A 17252-nucleotide genomic window follows, 5' to 3' on the forward strand; every position below is an offset into this window, starting at 1 on the left:
TTTCTTGTCAAAAAAATATCATAAAAATCCTGCTAACAATATGGGCTCTTTGTCAACTGTAGTGGGTAGATGAAAAGCTAAATTCTTGAGAGGACCAGTTTGGTCTTCTCTTTTTTAATATTTACTGCCATCAAAATCCGTTTCTTAAAGTTTTCAAAGTTCCTGAAGCCAAAGGCATTTCGCTTAATGACCTTGATGAGATTGTTCGTTGCTTCCAGTTTTGCGTTTGAATACGGCAGTTCGAGGGCGTTGATAATCTTGTCTTTATCTTTCAAAAAAGTTCTAAAAACTGTCTGAAAGATAGGGTGTACGCTGGAACTCGTCTCTTCAATGAGGTCAAAGAAATGGTCCGAGTTCTTCTCTTGGAAATGGAAAAGTAAAAGTTGGTAGAGTTCATAATGTTCTCTCAGTTCTTGAGAGTATGACAGTAGCTTTTCTAGGATTTCCTTGTTGGTTAAATGCGCACGAAAAGTCGGACGATAAAAGCGTTTATCGTTGAGTTTGCGACTATCTTGTTGGATCAGTTTCCAGTAGCGTTTCAGGGCACGATATTCCTGTGACTGACGGTCCAAATGGTTCATGATTTGAATGCGGACGCGGTTCATAGCACGACTAAGGTGTTGCACAATGTGAAAGCGATCAAGGACAATCTTAGCGTTAGGGAATAATTTTCTGGCGATGTCGTAATAAGGGCTAAACATGTCCATAGTGATGACTTTAACGCGATTTCTATCCTGTCTGGAATAGCGTAGGAAGTGGTTTCTAATCGTTGCTTGCGTGCGTCCGTCGAGGATTGTGATGACTTTTAATGAGTCGAAATCCTGAGCGATGAAACTCATTTTTCCCTTCTTGAAGCCGTACTCATCCCAGCTCATATTCTCAGGCAGCCAATTCCAGTCGGTTTTAAATTGGAACTCATTTAGCTTGCGACTGACGGTTGAGGTAGAGACGGCAAGGCGCTTGGCAATGTCGGCCATAGACTGTTTTTCAATGAGCAATTGAGCGATTTTCTGATAGACGACGGTTGCGATTTGGTGATTCTTCTTGACCAGAGAAGTTTCCGCGACAGCCATTTTTCCGCACTCCTTACACTTGAAACGGCGCTTTTTCAGGCGAATGAGAGTTCGGTAGCCAGCACACTCCAGATACGGGATTTTAGAGGCTTTCTGGAAGTCGTATTTGCCCATCTGTCCCTTGCAGGCAGGACATTTAGGAGACTCGTAATCCAAGTAACCGTGAAGTTCTTTGTGCATTCCCATATCGTATTCATTAGTGATGATAATATTTTTGTCTTTTATTCCAAGAAAATTTGTGATAAGATTTAGTTGTTCCATATGAGTCTTTCTAAAATGATGGTTTAGTCGCTTTTCATTATAGGTCATATGGGACTTTTTTTCTACAATCAAAAAGGCTCCATAATCTCCATAGAGGATTTACCCACTACAGAAATTATAGAGCCACAATATGAACAGCTCCCTGTCAAGTGGACAATGAAATAATAAAAGATTAGGCGACGGCCTTGTTCCTCATTCCAAGAGGGGCAAGGCCGTTGTTGCGTTCTTGAAAACGTTGATGATTATAAAAATAGATGTAGGCATCAATATCTGACACCAGCTCCTCAAAAGTCTTATATTTCTTCAAATCATAGCACTCCGTCTTAAAGTGCCCAAAGAAGCTCTCAGTTGGTGCGTTGTCAATCCACTTACCAACACGAGACATGGAGCGGATCATCTGATACTTGGTCGTTAAACGGTAATAATCTTTCGAAGTATATTGTGAACCTCGGTCGCTGTGAATCAATGGTGTCGCCTCAGGATTAGCTTTTCGGGCTTTACGAAGTGTTTCGAATACCAATTCATTATCATTAAACTGACCAACCACATAAGCGACAATAGAGCCGTCATAAAGGTCCTTAATCGCACTCAAATAGGCTTTACAGCCGATACCGTACTTCAAAAACATCACATCTGTACACCATTTCTGATCGGGGGCAGTAGCTGTAAAATCACGATTGAGAATATTGTCTTCTACATTGACAAAGCTAGTCTTGGTGCAATACCCCTTGGATCTTCTGATAATGGAGCGAATACCTAGAATATGCATCAAGCGACGAATCCGCTTCTTATTGTAGTTTGTTTCAAGCTTGCGATTGACAAATCGAGTCATACGACGATAACCAAGAATGCCATTATGTTGGCTATGAAGGGCCTTGATGACGTCTATCAATCTTGTATTTTCTTGTTCAGAAGGAGTTTCTTGATGACGCAACCACTTGTAATAGCCTGAGCGAGATACCTTTAGAATACGGCACAAGTGGCTGATAGAAGCCTCTTTCTGTTCATCCGCATATTCTTTAATCGCTTGGAAGGATTCCAAGTGGCGACCTAGTCTTACCGTCGGTTTCGTCGCTTGATTTCTTCTAACTTTTTTAGCAGGCCATTCTCCATTTCAAGATACTTAATCCGTTCTTCCTGTTGCTTGATTTTTAGGCGTAACTCTTCTTCCGAAGTCAGATTAGGCTTACTTTCCAAACCTTTTCCACGACGGTCGAGGAGGCCGTTAGAACCGTCCTTCTCAAACTTTCTGACCCACGAATAGACCTGTTGGTAGGAAACGCCATACTTCTCAACAGCCCCTTGGTAATCTTTCTCGTGGGCAAGGGTAAAATTGACAATCTCAACCCGTTCGTCAAAAGTTGTCTTGCATCCTTGTTTCATGCGACTCATTCCTCTACTAGTAGCTTGCAATTCTTTACCACTAGTATAATGTTTTATCCAAGATCTGAGAACATAATCACAAGAAATTCCATATTTTTCAGTCAAATCTTTGAGACTTCCCAAGCCATTGAGATAGTCGGAAACAGCTTGTTCCTTTAGTTCCTTACTATACTTCGTCACTTCGTCCAGTGATGACTTTCCTCTAGTCCCCTCAACACCAGCTTCTTTGTACTTCCGAACCCAGTTTGATAGAGTGTCTTTAGACACACCATAGCGCCTAGCTAACCAGCTAAGTGATTTCCCAGCTTCCAAGTGGAGTAGAACAATTTCTAGTTTCTCAGAGATAGACTTTGGACTTCTTTTGGACATAATAAAACTCCCTTTATAGTTTCTAGTGAAAATTTTTGTTTTTTCACTGTCCACTATAAGGGGAGTATATCACAATGATTAAGCGGTTTTATTATTTAGCAAACTTGTGATAAAGCTAGTGTTGGTTATACTTCTTCCTTGTGACGTCGTATGCTTACCAACAGAGTCCCTAGCCCAATAATGACACCAGGAACAAGATAGTATTTCGTATCATTTTCTCCAGTATTTGGTAGTTGAGTCACCTGTTTTTCTTGATTAGGACTAGATAGACTAGCTTGCAAAGTGACTGGACGAGGTAAAGTTGGTTGAGGGTTTGGCTTCTGACCTATCGGTACATGCTCTGAATTCCCAGTATCTTTTACAGGAGGTGCCTGTACATCAACTATTTCTGAGTCTATAGGTGGAGGCGTTACAGTGCCTTCATCTTTTTTGTCAGTGGCAGTATTTGCTGGCTCTTTGGCATCATTTGTTGAAGTAGCAACACCATCCAGTTCTGCCTGAGCGCTTGTCAGAACGGCTAGAGCTTGATCGACACTTGCTTGGCTTGCAGATTCATCAACTAGAATCGCTTTCGCTGCTTCAACTGCCTGGTCATAAGCTTGTTTCACGTTCTCAGATGCATTGAGATACTTAGCATCTGTCGCTTTTAATACGGAAGAAACAGATACTGCGCTACGAAGGGCTGAAATATCAGTCTTTTGACCATCTAAGTTGGCTTTCGCTGCTAACAAGTCAGCCAACGCTTGGTTGACAACTGCCTGAGTTACATTCTCTTGGTTCAATACAAGTTGTGCTGAACGAACAGCTGTATCATAGGCAATTTGTTTGGTATTTTCAGCATTGTAATAAATAAAGTTTGCCTGAGTCGGTGTGTAGTTTGATACTTCAGCAATTAGTTTTTCCTTATCGGTAGCCTGACCGTTTAGCTGTTCTCTCGCCGCCACAAGACTGGCAAGTGCTGAATCTACTTGTGCCTGATTGTGTTTATTGGCATATACTGCATTGGCATCTTCTAATGCTTTAGCATAGGCAGTTTGAAGTTCTGGACTAGCATTGTAATAACGCGCTGTTTCTTCAAGTCCTGCAAGTTCAGCAATCAGTTCTTTCAAAGCAACTTTATTAATCAAGGTTAATTTCTTAACATTTGACTGGTTTGCAAGTACTGCTACGTCTAATTCTTCCAAAAATTCATAGCCTTCTGGGAGGGTTGGAAGGATAGTGTAGGTACCAACTGGTACAAATTTACCATAATCAGTCTTAGAATATTTAGCATTTGGTAGCTGAATAGCCTGACCATCAGCAGTTACCAGTTGGATGGTTGAACCAGAAGGTAGTAATGCATCAATATCTATCAGCAAGTTAGCCTTATCTTTCAAAGTCACATAGAAATTCACCTCGGCAGTGCTATTATCTTCCAAAATCGTCACGACTGCTTTTGTTTCACCTGCTAGGCTTGACCACTCTGTATCATATAAGAATAAATCAAAGGTGTAAGTACCAAATGGTAGCTTAAGAACGCTAGTATCGCCGGCATATCGTGGTAATTCTGCAACAATCTTGCCTGTTTCATCGGTGACTGAGTAAGAGAAAAGTATTGGTACAGGACTATTTGTATCTTTATCAAGAATATTGACAGTTACCAACCCTTTTTCATTGCCAATACTGATCAGATTCTCTACTTTTTCATAGCTGATGTTACCAGCATAATCCTCCACTGTGTAGTAGAATTTTGAAATATCTGCAAGATCAAGAGGCAATGTAAAGGAGCCATCATCGTTTTGTGCCACAAATACCTTATTATCAGAAACGGTTACATCTCCATTTTCTAATAAGGAAGGAATAGTTGTCACACCGCTTGCATCTGCTACAAGGTAGAATACTTGCTCGCGATATAGACCGGATTCTCCTTTTTCAATGGCTGGACGAGGGTTAAATGTAAAGTTTGTTTCATCATAGGTAGCTGTGGTGATAACTGGTGATTCTCTATCGATGATAACATCGAAAATCATAGTTTGTACTGCTGCACCTGGAACTTCAGATGAGTAGGTCAAAACGTATTGATACTTACCATCTGCTAAAGCATTTCCCTCGCTGTCTGTCCCATTCCATTCAGTAGGGTAAATAATGCTTGATTTTGGATTTTTAGGATCACCACTATAGAAGTTCTTATTGCCTGACTGTGGTTGACTTTCCCAAAGTGGATTTGTTCGCTCAGTATCATCTGCAGCATAGACGCTTGCGACTAAATCCGTATAATTTCTCAAGAAGACACCTTTGAAAGCGAGCGAATCTTGGTTGTCATCCCCATTTGGCGAGATAGCTAAATGAGGTTTACCAGACTCATCAAGCTCTAAAACAAAGTATCCTGCTTCATTTTTAAATGTACCTAGAGTCTTCTTGATCGCAAAGTCAGATCGTTTGTCTGTAGAATAGATTAACTCCGTACTTCCTGTAACAAGACCTGTGTAGTGATGGCTGATGTCAACACTATCTGGTTGTGCTGTAACAGGTTCAAAGTAGAAGCCCCCCTTACCATCGGCAATAAGATTGTAAATCGGCTCTTCTAGAACGGCTAGATTTTGGAATTCCCCACGGAAACCAATGTATGGAATGCTGACAATATCACCGCCATCGGCTACATCTGTAAATCGAACAAAACCTTCAAGATAGTAACCGTTTTTCATTAAACCTGTCAATTCTTCTGCAAAGCTTGATGCATCGACATTAATTGTAACAGTTGTACTTGAATTGGCTTGCACAGTCACCTTACCGCCAGGAATCTCAGCTAATAGACGCGGAGCCAAGGTGATCAATCCGTTTTGGACAGTATCAGTTGTTAATTGCGTTGAGTAGTTTAAAGTCTTATCTTCGTTTGTAATGTTATGAAGTGTGACCGTAAAGCTGAATGTATCTTCAACATTTCCCAAAGTAATGCTGCCATAACCGTCTTCGCCAGTCAAATATAAACCTGTAGAAATCGCTGCTGCAGTATCGATGATACCTGCACCTTGTTGGCGAGGGGAAGTGTAGGCTGTTGTTTCTTTGTTCACATGTGCTTTAGCAGTAGACATAAGCAAGTGTTTTACTAAGGCTTCGATTTCTTGAGGGGACTTAGTAGGGTAAGTTGCCTGTAAATATTGTTTTACTAGTACGGCTGCTCCTGCTACGTGTGGTGAAGCCATACTTGTTCCCTGCATATTGGCATAGTCATTATCATTGATGGCTGCATAAATAGCACCACCTGGAGCAGCTAAGTCTGGTTTTAGCTCGCCATCCGCTGATAGACCCCAACTTGAAAAATCTGAAAGAAGACCTGCTTCTGGGTTAGGACGAATGTCTGTTTCGTTATTGAACGCAATCTTATATGAGTTAGCTGCCAAAGCTTCACCAAATTCCAATGGAATGAAGACAGATGGAATTGCAATAGCTGTATCATCAAGTTGCATGCTTACATTGGCTTCATCTGGACGGCTATTGAAAATGACCACCCCTACTGCACCTGCAGCTGTTGCATTGGCTATTTTTTCTGAGAAACTGATGGTTCCTCGTTTAATAAGTGCAAGTTTTCCAGTCAAATCTAGACCATCAAAATCCGAAGCTTGACCGATTCCCGCATAAACATATTCATATTCTTTCCCGATTTCAAATGGTACCGGACTTTTCTCTGGATTATCAAACGAACTCTTACCGTAATTCAAGTCAGCATTGTTTTCTAAGCCAATGATATTGATTACTTTACTACCAACCGTTGTGTTATTGTAAGAAGCGACAGAAATTGCATCGCGAGCTGTTGAAGGTGCACCGACCAAGCCATAATCTGGATAATCGGCTGACGGATTAGAATGACCTGAACCAAATGTTCCATCATTACCAGCTGCAATAACAACAGAAACCCCTGCACGACGAGCAGCCTCGATTGCTGCAGTCACATTTTCATTCATGTTAACAACAGAGCCGTTAGCTCCTCCCAGGCTGAGGTTGATGCTATCTGCACCTAATTTTACAGCATCTTCAATCGCCTTTACATACAATGCTGCGCCTGTTGTAGCTTTGAGGTCTGAGAATACACGCATAAACATGACTTGCGCTTCAGGAGCTACACCATACATTAATTGTCCAGCGACTGGTTGTGTCGGATTTCCTGTGGCAATACTCGTTACGTGCATACCGTGTGAGCGTTTGTCTTCTTCTTTCAAGACAGTATTCACATCAACATAGTTATAACCAAATACAACCTTATCGTTAAACCATTCACCGTAGGAAATTCCTGCTACTTCTTTAGCTGCTTCTATCTCTTTTTCTGATTTATATTTTGCGGTTGAGAGATCTGAAATATGCAATACATCGTGGTCAACGTCAAGACCGGAATCTATGATTGCAACTACTGTTCCTTCGCCCTTGTAACCACTATCCCAAACTTTAGGTACTGTAATGATTGTATTACTATCAATGTTTTGTGGTTTCGCTTCTTCCTGATTAGTAATAGCAGTAGTCTCATCTGCTACGGAAAGCTTCTCCTCTTCTTCTACTTTTTTCTCTGAAATAGCTGGAGTTTCTACAGCTGGTTGAGTCGCTTCTACTTCTGTATTTGTGATGTTTTCAAGAGCTTCTGAGCCAAGTGTTTCCTCTACATTATCTGTAGTGGTTACATCAGTTGAGGTAGCCTCCACAGAAGTGTCAACCAACTCCTCGACTACGGGACTTTCTGAGCCAAGTGTTTCCTCTTCATTATCTGTAGTGGTTACATCAGTTGAGGTAGCCTCCACAGAAGTGTCAACCAACTCCTCGGCTACGGGACTTTCTGAGGCTGATTCGCTGACGATTGCGTCAGGAACAGTTGCTTCCACCTTAGTCTCTACAAGGCTTGTCAATTCATCTGCAGCTACCGATGGTGCACCTGCAAACAAAAAAACTGCACCCAAAAGAACAGACACAGTTCCAATTTTATACTTTCGAAGTGAGAAAGTTTCTTTCTTTTTCATAACTTTTCCTCCTAGTTTTTCTCCTTCATTATTGGCAAAACCAATAAATATATTAAAACATAAAATTGTCGGCATCGCAAGTATATTCTGAAAATTCAGTTATTTCTTCAAATTATAACTAGCTATCAATAATATCTATAACCATAGATACAGATAATGCACACTAAAAAGGGAGTGAGCAAGACATTCATGATGGCTCCGTCCTTAATGAAAATAAGCATAAAGCCCTCACTAAGATTATATACCTAATGAGTGCCTTGTTGTTGGTGCATTATTAATGTTAATTATGATGACAAAACTACTCCACCCTACTGATAAGAACTACAATATGCGCTCAAGAATATGACTAAAATTCAGTAGATAGGCTCTCTAATTTTAAGAAGGAAGGAATTGTCATAGATAATCATGTGTAGATCAAGTCGACATTGTCGTTTGTATTCCCCTCAACTTGTCCAAAGTGTTACTTAGCTACATTTGATACAACGACTAAGGGTCTACGTGCTTACCACGATTTTCTCAGTCAATTTCATGTGGAAGCTGTTGGTATGGAAAGCACAGGTGTCTATTGGTGACCTGTCTGGCATGCTCTATGTGATGACTTCGAGGTAATACTTGCTCAACCAGCCCACATGAAGGCCATTACAGGTCAGAAAACTGACAAGCAAGATGCTTACTGGATTGCCAAATAAATGCGGATTGGTCTGCTACCTCGGAGTTTTGTTCCCGATGTAATCATTCCAGAATTGAGAAAGTTGACCAGACAACAGAAACATTATAATATTGGGACTTTTCTCATCTCTTTGTTAAGACAATCTAAAAAAATGCTAATCTCCCTCAAATATCTTATGAACGGCATGAATTTGTGAAATTGGAACTGCAACGAGCAAGGAATCACCCATAAAAAGTTGGCTGTTTCCTTTCACAATCCTAGACTTTCCGTGATGAATTTGGCTGGTAATCAAGCATGAATCCGGCAAACGTAACTCACTTACAAAGGTTTGATCCAAAGTTTCGTTGACAACAACCTCTATTAAGGTCATATGTTCTTGCTGTTCTACTTCTTCTGGCAGAATTTTTTCCAACATCGCTTCGTAGACAGGCGCGCCACCTAAGATGTCCATTATCACATAGGAACTCAAAACCACCAACCCAATGACCATCAATTGATTCAAACTTCCTACCATTTCAGTTACTAGAATAATAGCAGTTAGAGGGGCTTTGGAAATCGCTGAAAAGAAGCCTGCCATCCCCAATACAATAAACAATAGCATCTGGTCCTGACTGATGAAACCAATATCAAGGAAGAACCGTGCAACAAATAGACCAAGGATACTTCCTAAGGTTAATATAGGCAAAAAGATCCCCCCTGGTAGACCAGAACCATAAGAAATCATACTCCATACAAATCGTATTAAAATCAAGATTGCTAATGTCAGTAGCCCTTGATCCAGATGTGGAAGCTCTAAAATCAAATGATGCCCGCCACCCAATAGATTAGGGAAATAATAACCAATCGGCATGATGAACAAAAAGGCAAATACACTATAATACGGAGCTGGGAGAGGAATGATTTTTGCAAGCATGGTATAGAAAACTTGTATGTTGAGGATAACAACTTCATATACATATCCAGCAAGCCCAAGGAAAATACCAAGTAAGATATAGATCCAATATTGGTCAAGAGATAGTAGCTGCAAATCTTCCGGCATGTGCAAAACAGGTGTTAATCCAAAAACATGTAAGGAAATAAAGTTTGCAGTGATACTAGCAGCTAAGGCTGAGACCCAAACCAGCCGCGAAAACTGATGATAGACTTCCTCTACAACAAATAAAAGTCCAGCTATTGGGGCATTGAAAGCCGCTGCCAAACCAGCCGCGGCACCACTAGCAATTAAACTCCTTCTTTCCATTTCACTGGATTTAAGAAGAACTGATACACCTTTAGCTGTTAGAGCACCTAGTTGAATACTGGGACCTTCTCGACCCAGCATTAAGCCCGATGCAATGGATAAAACGCCACCGATAAATTTTTTCCAAAGAACTGACCACCAACTTAAATCCATCAATCCTTTTAGTTCCGCTTCAACTTGAGGAATTCCGGAACCTTTTGCATTGGGTTCGTACTTAATCAAGTGGCCAACAAGTAAAGCTATAACCAGATAAAGCCCCCCAATAAGAAGTAAATAGATTGGATTGTCTGTTGCCAGAGGATAGAGGTGTGAAAAAACACCAAATAGTTTTTCAATGGCTAAGCGAAATACAACAACCACTAAACCAGCAGCAATACCAACTATAATACCAAGCAGAACCGAATAGATGATTGATTGCGAAATAAAACTAACTTCTTTCCGGTGATTTTCCATTGGAACTTCCTTTCCATTATTTCTATGGTATACACGCCAAAAAAATGGGAGCAATAAGTACTTAGTAAAGAACCTCACTCCCATTCTTATATTTATGTTGCTACCTGTCCAATCAAATTATTTACGATACATTTTAAATTGGAGGTACAAATCATTGTAAGTACCAAGTAGTTCTTTTCCTAAATTATCATAAACTTCCATCTGCTTCATCGTTTCCTCAGAAGGATAGAAAGCTTCATCACTTTGTGTTTCTTCATCCAACATAGCCTTGGCTGCAGGAATTGGAGTGGAATAACCCACGTATTCTGCATTACGCAATGCATTTTCAGGACGGAGCATGAAACTCATAAAAGCATAGGCGCCATCAATGTTTTTAGCTGATTTGGGAATTACCATGTTATCAAACCAAAGATTCGATCCTTTCGATGGCACGACATAGTGAAGATGTTCATTTCCATCCAACATTTCACTGGCTTCACCTGAGAAAGACACCGCAATGGCTGCTGCATCTTGTATCATATAGCCCTTTATTTCGTCAGCAACAATAGCCTTGATATTTGGTGTCAGGTTGTAGAGATGTTCAGCTGCTTCTTCAATCTCTACAGGATTTTTAGAATTCAGGCTATAACCTAGGGATTGTAGACCAAAGCCCATAACCTCACGCACGCCATCAATTAACATGATGTTATCACGGTATTCGTCGGACCATAGGTCTTCCCACTCTTGAGGAGGATTTTCAACCATAGTATCATTGTACACAATCCCCAAGGTTCCCCAGAAGTAGGGGATAGAATAGTCATTATTCTTATCAAAGCTCAATCCCATAAATTGAGGGTCAATGTTCTCCAAACCTTCGATTTTAGACTTATCGAGCTTAACCAGCATATTTTCTTCCGTCATTTTGGAAATCATATATTCTGATGGAACTGCTAAATCGTAGATTGTTCCCCCCTGCTTGATCTTTGTGTACATGGACTCATTGGAATCAAAAGTCTGATAATCAACCTGAATTCCTGTCTCGGCAGTAAATTCATCTAGTAATTCAGGATCAATATAATCGCCCCAATTATAGATAACCAATTTATCTATCGTTCCTTGTGTCGAATTATCTTCTAACTTGTAGCTGATTCCCCATAAAACAAGAATAATAGCTACAATACCTACAAAAAATGAATACAGTCGTTTCATTAGTTGGCCTCCTTTTCACGTGAAAGGAAATAATAACCCACTACCAACAAGATAGAGAAAAGGAACACAACCGCTGACAAGGCATTGATTTCCAAAGAAATACCTTGTCGAGCCCTTGAGTAGATTTCAACAGAAAGATTTGAATAGCCATTTCCTGTTACGAAAAAGGTTACAGCAAAGTCATCCAAAGAGTAAGTAAAAGCCATGAAATAACCCGCGATAAGGCTCTTTGTCAACTGTAGTGGGTAGATGAAAAGCTAACACCTAGAGAGGACGAACTTCGCTCTCTCTTTCTTTATCTCTTTCTTGTTTTTAGGAGATAAGCTGAAAAGGGCTCTCCCCAGCCCTTTTCACTGTTCTATGCAATCAAAATCCGTTTTTTAAAGTTTTCAAAGTTCCTGAAACCAAAGGCATTTCTCTTAATGACTTTGATGAGATTATTGGTAGCTTCCAGTTTGGCGTTGGAATAAGGCAATTCCATGGCGTTTAAAACCTTGTCTTTATCCTTTAAAAATGTCTTCAATACCGTCTGGAAAATAGGATTAACAGTGGCTATTTCCTGTTCGATGAGACTGAAGAAATGATCTGAGTTTTTCTCTTGGAAATGAAATAAGAGAAGCTGATAGATTTCATAGTGTTGTCGTAGTTCCTCGGAGAAAGACAGGAGTTTTTCGAGTATTTCCTTGTTAGTCAAATGCATTCGAAACATAGGACGATAAAATCGTTTATCGCTGAGTTTACGGCTATCTTGTTGTATCAATTTCCAGTAACGTTTCAAGGCTCGGTATTCCTGCGATTTTCTGTCGAATTGATTCATAATTTGAATACGGACACGGTTCATAGCACGACTAAGGTGTTGCACGATATGAAAGCGATCGAGTACAATTTTTGCATTCGGAAAAAGCTGTTTAGCAAGTTGATAATAGGGACTAAACATATCCATGGTAATCACTTTGACCCGATTTCTAACCTTTCTAGGATAGCGTAGAAAGTGGTTTCGGATGGTTGCTTGGGTTCTTCCGTCGAGAATGGCGATGACATTTAGGGAGTCGAAATCTTGAGCGATGAAGCTCATTTTCCCCTTCTTGAAGGCATACTCGTCCCAACTCATCACCTCAGGTAGGGTATTCCAATCCGTTTCAAACTTGAACTCATTGAGCTTTCTCATAACTGACGATGTTGAAATTGATAGCCTGTGTGCAATATGTTTCATTGCTTGATTTTCGATGAGTAATTGTGCGATTTTCTGGTTAACAGCGACAGAGATTTGGTGGTTCTTCTTGACAAGAGGAGTTTCAGCGACCGCCATTTTTCCGCAATCTTTACACTTGAAACGACGCTTTCGAAGACGGATAAGTAAGGGATAGCCAGCTGTTTCTAGGTAGGGGATCTTAGAGGCTTTCTGGAAATCATATTTAGCCATTAGTCCCTTACAAGAAGGACATTTAGGGGCTGTGTAATCCAAGTGACCGTGGAGTTCTAAGTGAGTCCCCATATCATTTTCATCAGTGATAGTGATATTTTTGTCTTTAATTCTGAGAAAATTTGTGATAAGATTTAGTTGTTCCATATGAACCCTTTCTAATGTGAGTTTAGTCGCTTTTCATTATAGGTCATATGGGACTTTTTTTCTATACTCAAAAAGGCTCCATAATCTCCACGGTGGTTTTACCCACTACAGAAATTATAGAGCCCTTTTTTTAAACCAAGTCCTTTCAATGAACAGCTCCCTGTCAAGTGGACAATGAAATAATAAAATATTAGGCGACGGCCTTGTTCCTCATTTCAAGAGGGGCAAGGCCGTTATTGCGCTCTTGAAAACGTTGATGATTGTAAAAATAGATGTAGGCATCAATATCTGAAACTAGCTCCTCAAAAGTCTTATACTTCTTCAAATCATAGCACTCCGTCTTAAAGTGCCCAAAGAAACTCTCAATTGGTGCATTGTCAATACACTTACCAACACGAGACATGGAGCGGGTCATCTGATACTGGGTAGTTAAACGGTAATAATCTTTCGAAGTATACTGCGAACCTCGGTCGCTGTGAATTAATGGTGTCGCATTAGGATTAGCTTTTTGTGCTTTACGAAGTGTTTCCAATACCAATTCGTTATCATTAAATTGACCAACTACATAGGCGACAATTGAGCCGTCGTAAAGATCCTTAATAGCACTCAAATAGGCTTTACAGCTGAAACCGTACTTCAAGAAAGTCACATCTGTACACCATTTCTGATTTGGAGCAGTGGCTGTAAAATTACGATTGAGAATGTTGTCCTCTACATTGACAAAGCTAGTTTTAGTACAATAGCCCTTGGCTCTTCTGATAATGGAACGTAGACCTAGAATGTGCATCAAGCGTCGAATCCGCTTCTTGTTGTAGTTTGTTTCAAGCTTGCGATTGACAAATAGCGTCATACGACGATAACCAAGAATACCATTATGCTGGCTATGAAGTTTCTTGATGATATCCATCAAGCCTAAATTTTCCTGTTCAGAAGTTGTTTCTTGATGTTGTAACCACTTGTAATAGCCTGAGCGAGATACCTTTAGAATATGGCACAAGTGGCTGATAGAAACCTCTTCATACTCATCCGCATATTCTTTAATCGCTTGGAAGGTTTCCAAGTGCCGACCAAGTCTTACCGTCGGTTTCGTCGTTTGATTTCTTCTAACTTTTTTAGCAGGCCGTTCTCCATTTCAAGATACTTAATCCGCTCTTCCTGTTGCTTGATTTTGAGGCGTAACTCTTCTTCTGGAGTAAGGTTTGGTTTACTTGTAAGACCTTTTCCACGACGATCTAGGAGACCGTTAGAACCGTCCTTCTCGAACTTTCTGACCCAAGAATAGATCTGCTGGTAGGAAACACCATACTTCTCAACAGTCCCTTGGTAATCTTTCTCGTGGGCAAGGGTAAAATTGACAATCTCAATTCGTTCTTCAAATGTTGTCTTGCGTCCTTGCTTCATGCGTCTCATTCCTTTACTAGTAGCTTTCAGTTCTTTACCACTAGTATAACTTTTTATCCATGATCTGAGAACATAAGGGTCAGAAATTCCATATTTTTTGGTCAGATCTTTGAGACTTCCCAAGCCATTAAGATAGTCGGAAACAGCTTGTTCCTTTAGTTCCTTACTATACTTCTTCCATTGACGGCTTTCCTCTAGCCCATCAACACCAGCTTCTTTGTACTTCCGAACCCAGTTCGATAGGGTGTCTTTAGAGATACCTTGGTTTCTAGTTAACCAACTAAGTGATTTACCTTCTTCCAAGTGAAGCAGAACAATTTCTAGTTTCTCAGATACAGATTTTGGACTTCTTTTGGACATAATAAGACTCCCCTTATAGTTTCTAGTGAAAATTTTTATTTTTTCACTGTCCACTATAAGGGGAGTATATCAATAGGCTAGCAGGATTTTTAGTTGTTCATTAGACTCCGGTAATTTTAACTTCAAAAATAGTCCCCTTCGGCTGATTGTCCTTGACAATTATTGTTCCTTTAAGTGCAAGAACAATCTGTTGTGCCAAAGATAAGCCCAACCCAAAACCACCTTTTTGTCTAGTTCTAGCTTCATCTACTCGGTAGAAACGATCAAAGATTTTTTTCTTATCTTCATCTGCAATACCAGGGCCATTGTCTGCCACTGTAATATAAAGATGACGATCATTAGTACGAACGGTGAGGGTCACCTGGCCATCATCTTCTGTATATTTGATAGCATTATCAAATAAAATTGTCATGAGCTGCTTCATTAGAGTCTTATCAGTTTTGATTGAGCGCCCAACCTGATTTTGAGCAGTAAACCCCTTTTCACTTTCTTCAGCAATCGTAGCATAATTGGTAAAGACTTTATCAAAGAAAGAAGAATCTAGGGTTTCAATTTCTGGTTTAATACCATCATCACGACGAGTCAAATTCAAGAGATTGGTCGTCAAAAGACGCATCTTTCGGACTTCATCTAGACTATAAGCAATGTTCTCTGAATTGTCTAAAATTTGTAGACTCTGGCTTGCGGAAAAGAGACTCTAGGCGGTTTTGAATCACAGTAAGTGGCGTACGCAACTCGTGGCTAGCATTCTCAACAAATGTCTTCTGCTTCTCAAGACTTTTCTGTATAGGCCGCATTGACCATTTTGCCAAATACAAACTAACCGCGATAGATAGTAGCCAAAAAACTCATCATAATGACAATTAGTTTTACATAACGTTCAGAGGCTTCTTCTAATTGCGTCGTATTGATTGCAATAACAACGTACTTAGCATCAGGATAGAAACTATTATCTACTTTTTCAGTAATCAAGCGATAATTTTCCGTTTGATCAAAATAGTTCTGAGCACTTCCCTTACTAATAACATCAATAGTATTTTTATCTATTGGTAAATTAGATAAGCTAGAAAATTTGTCGACAACGTTTAGGAGCTTTCCATTCTTATCAAGAACTAACACACTAGTATTAGCTGCTACAGTCAAATCATGAGGAGCATCCTCGATTTTTGATTTGGTCTTTTTAGATTTTGTCTTATAAACACTCGAATTAGGTATTTTGTCTAGCGATATGCTTTGCTATCATACTCCTGATAGATAGTTGCCGTATTATTTTGATCTACATCAGAAGTCAGAAAAAATTCGCGTTTTAGCATTTCCATTTCCAAATAAGAATTGGTCTTAGTTACTGCTGCTCTCAGACTAGAGTCAACATTGGAATAAACTCCATAACTGAGAATCTGCAATATCATAACAGTCATGATAAGGAAAATACCAGAAAAAGTTGCAAAGAGATGGATGAAGGACTTAAATCCGTCTGACTTGATTCTCCTGAAAAGATAATTGAAAAATTTAGTCAGCATTCTTCAAAATATACCCCACACTTCTTAAGGTTTGTAGGTTGGTAGCAAAATCAGTCCCCTTAAGTTTCTTACGAATTTTCGAAACATAAACTTCAACAACAGAGACATTGGTATCACTATCAAATCCCCAAAGACGATCAAAGATTTGCGACTTGGGCAAAATAACGTTTTGATTTTGTAGGAAGTAGACTAATAAATCAAATTCTTTACCAAGAAGTTCTACTTCTTTATCACCCACATAAGTTGAATTTGTAGAAAGGTTGACACAAACATCTCCAAAAGAAAAAGTATTTTGATCAAATTTACCAGAACGTTTCAAAAGTGCCTCAATACGCATCTTCAATTCTTTTAAATAGAAAGGCTTGGTTAGATAATCATCAGCTCCGAGTTCGAAGCCATGCCCCTTATCGTCTAGACTTTCCTTAGCAGTCATGATAAGAATAGGAGTCGTTATTCCTTGTTCACGCAATTCTTTAAGAACTGTAAAACCATCTTTTTCAGGTAACATTAAGTCCAAAAGAATCAAATCATAAACACCACTTTCAGCTTCGTAAAGACCTTCATCTCCATCAAATACTTGCATCACATCCGCAAAGTCATCTAAAAAATCAAAAACTGAGTTCGACAAACTCAAATCATCTTCTACTAGTAAAATTTTAATCATAGTTATCCCTCTTGCTAGGTGTAAAACCTAGTCATATATCTCTCTAAATCATCCTATTATATCGAAAATACACCTAATCTTCTAGTGCATTAATTTCTTTTATTTAAACTCAGTTTAC

At 39.6% G+C, this 17252-nt stretch carries 8 protein-coding genes and 3 pseudogenes; 1 reads left to right on the top strand and 10 read right to left on the bottom strand.

Features of this window, described 5'->3' with window-relative positions:
* Positions 1 to 77: 77 nt before the first annotated feature.
* The 3 genes from MHH90_RS05930 to MHH90_RS05940 form a co-directional block, all read right to left on the bottom strand.
* On the bottom strand, positions 78 to 1334 hold the full coding sequence (locus MHH90_RS05930) for an ISL3-like element ISSth1 family transposase (protein ID WP_174220599.1): 1257 nt from the start codon (positions 1332 to 1334) through the stop codon (positions 78 to 80).
* 172 nt (positions 1335 to 1506) lie between these two features.
* Positions 1507 to 3086, bottom strand: a protein-coding gene (locus MHH90_RS05935) for an IS3 family transposase (RefSeq protein ID WP_113870372.1) whose coding sequence is annotated in 2 segments (ribosomal slippage) — positions 1507 to 2432 and positions 2432 to 3086 — 1581 coding nt in all. Because the reading frame shifts where the segments join, the coding sequence is not laid out codon by codon here.
* 125 nt (positions 3087 to 3211) lie between these two features.
* A complete protein-coding gene (locus MHH90_RS05940; RefSeq protein ID WP_340725837.1) occupies positions 3212 to 8068 on the bottom strand; it encodes a S8 family serine peptidase in 4857 nt (1618 codons plus the stop codon).
* 443 nt (positions 8069 to 8511) lie between these two features.
* Between MHH90_RS05940 and MHH90_RS05945 the strand changes: the two are divergent.
* Positions 8512 to 8844, top strand: a pseudogene (locus tag MHH90_RS05945) (IS110 family transposase); the annotation flags it as partial.
* Positions 8845 to 8892: 48 nt separating this feature from the next.
* On the opposite strand, the gene MHH90_RS05950 reads toward MHH90_RS05945, so the two are convergent.
* From MHH90_RS05950 to MHH90_RS05980, 7 genes and pseudogenes are all read right to left on the bottom strand, one after another.
* On the bottom strand, positions 8893 to 10431 hold the full coding sequence (locus MHH90_RS05950) for a ClC family H(+)/Cl(-) exchange transporter (protein WP_340725838.1): 1539 nt from the start codon (positions 10429 to 10431) through the stop codon (positions 8893 to 8895).
* Between the two features lie 117 nt (positions 10432 to 10548).
* The gene (locus MHH90_RS05955; RefSeq protein ID WP_011681050.1) at positions 10549 to 11619 is read right to left on the bottom strand and encodes an ABC transporter substrate-binding protein; all 1071 of its coding nucleotides are present in this window, start codon (positions 11617 to 11619) and stop codon (positions 10549 to 10551) included.
* Positions 11619 to 11855 (bottom strand): annotated as a pseudogene (locus MHH90_RS05960) (ABC transporter permease); the annotation flags it as partial. The gene MHH90_RS05955 and the pseudogene MHH90_RS05960, both read right to left, overlap by 1 nt.
* Before the next feature lie 122 nt (positions 11856 to 11977).
* A complete protein-coding gene (locus MHH90_RS05965; RefSeq protein ID WP_014621445.1) occupies positions 11978 to 13189 on the bottom strand; it encodes an ISL3 family transposase in 1212 nt (403 codons plus the stop codon).
* Between the two features lie 190 nt (positions 13190 to 13379).
* Positions 13380 to 14950 (bottom strand): IS3-like element ISSth1b family transposase gene (locus tag MHH90_RS05970; protein WP_113870474.1). Its coding sequence is split into 2 segments (ribosomal slippage): positions 13380 to 14305 and positions 14305 to 14950, totalling 1572 coding nucleotides; the frame shifts between segments, so codons are not numbered across the junction.
* Positions 14951 to 15050: 100 nt separating this feature from the next.
* Positions 15051 to 16470 (bottom strand): annotated as a pseudogene (locus MHH90_RS05975) (sensor histidine kinase).
* Entirely contained in the window at positions 16460 to 17134 is a 675-nt protein-coding gene (locus MHH90_RS05980) for a response regulator transcription factor (RefSeq protein ID WP_113870373.1), read from the bottom strand. Before MHH90_RS05980 ends, MHH90_RS05975 begins: the two are co-directional and overlap by 11 nt.
* Between the last annotated feature and the right edge of the window lie 118 nt (positions 17135 to 17252).

The organism is Streptococcus sp. FSL E2-3488, from assembly GCF_038003585.1.
Classification (GTDB): domain Bacteria; phylum Bacillota; class Bacilli; order Lactobacillales; family Streptococcaceae; genus Streptococcus; species Streptococcus thermophilus.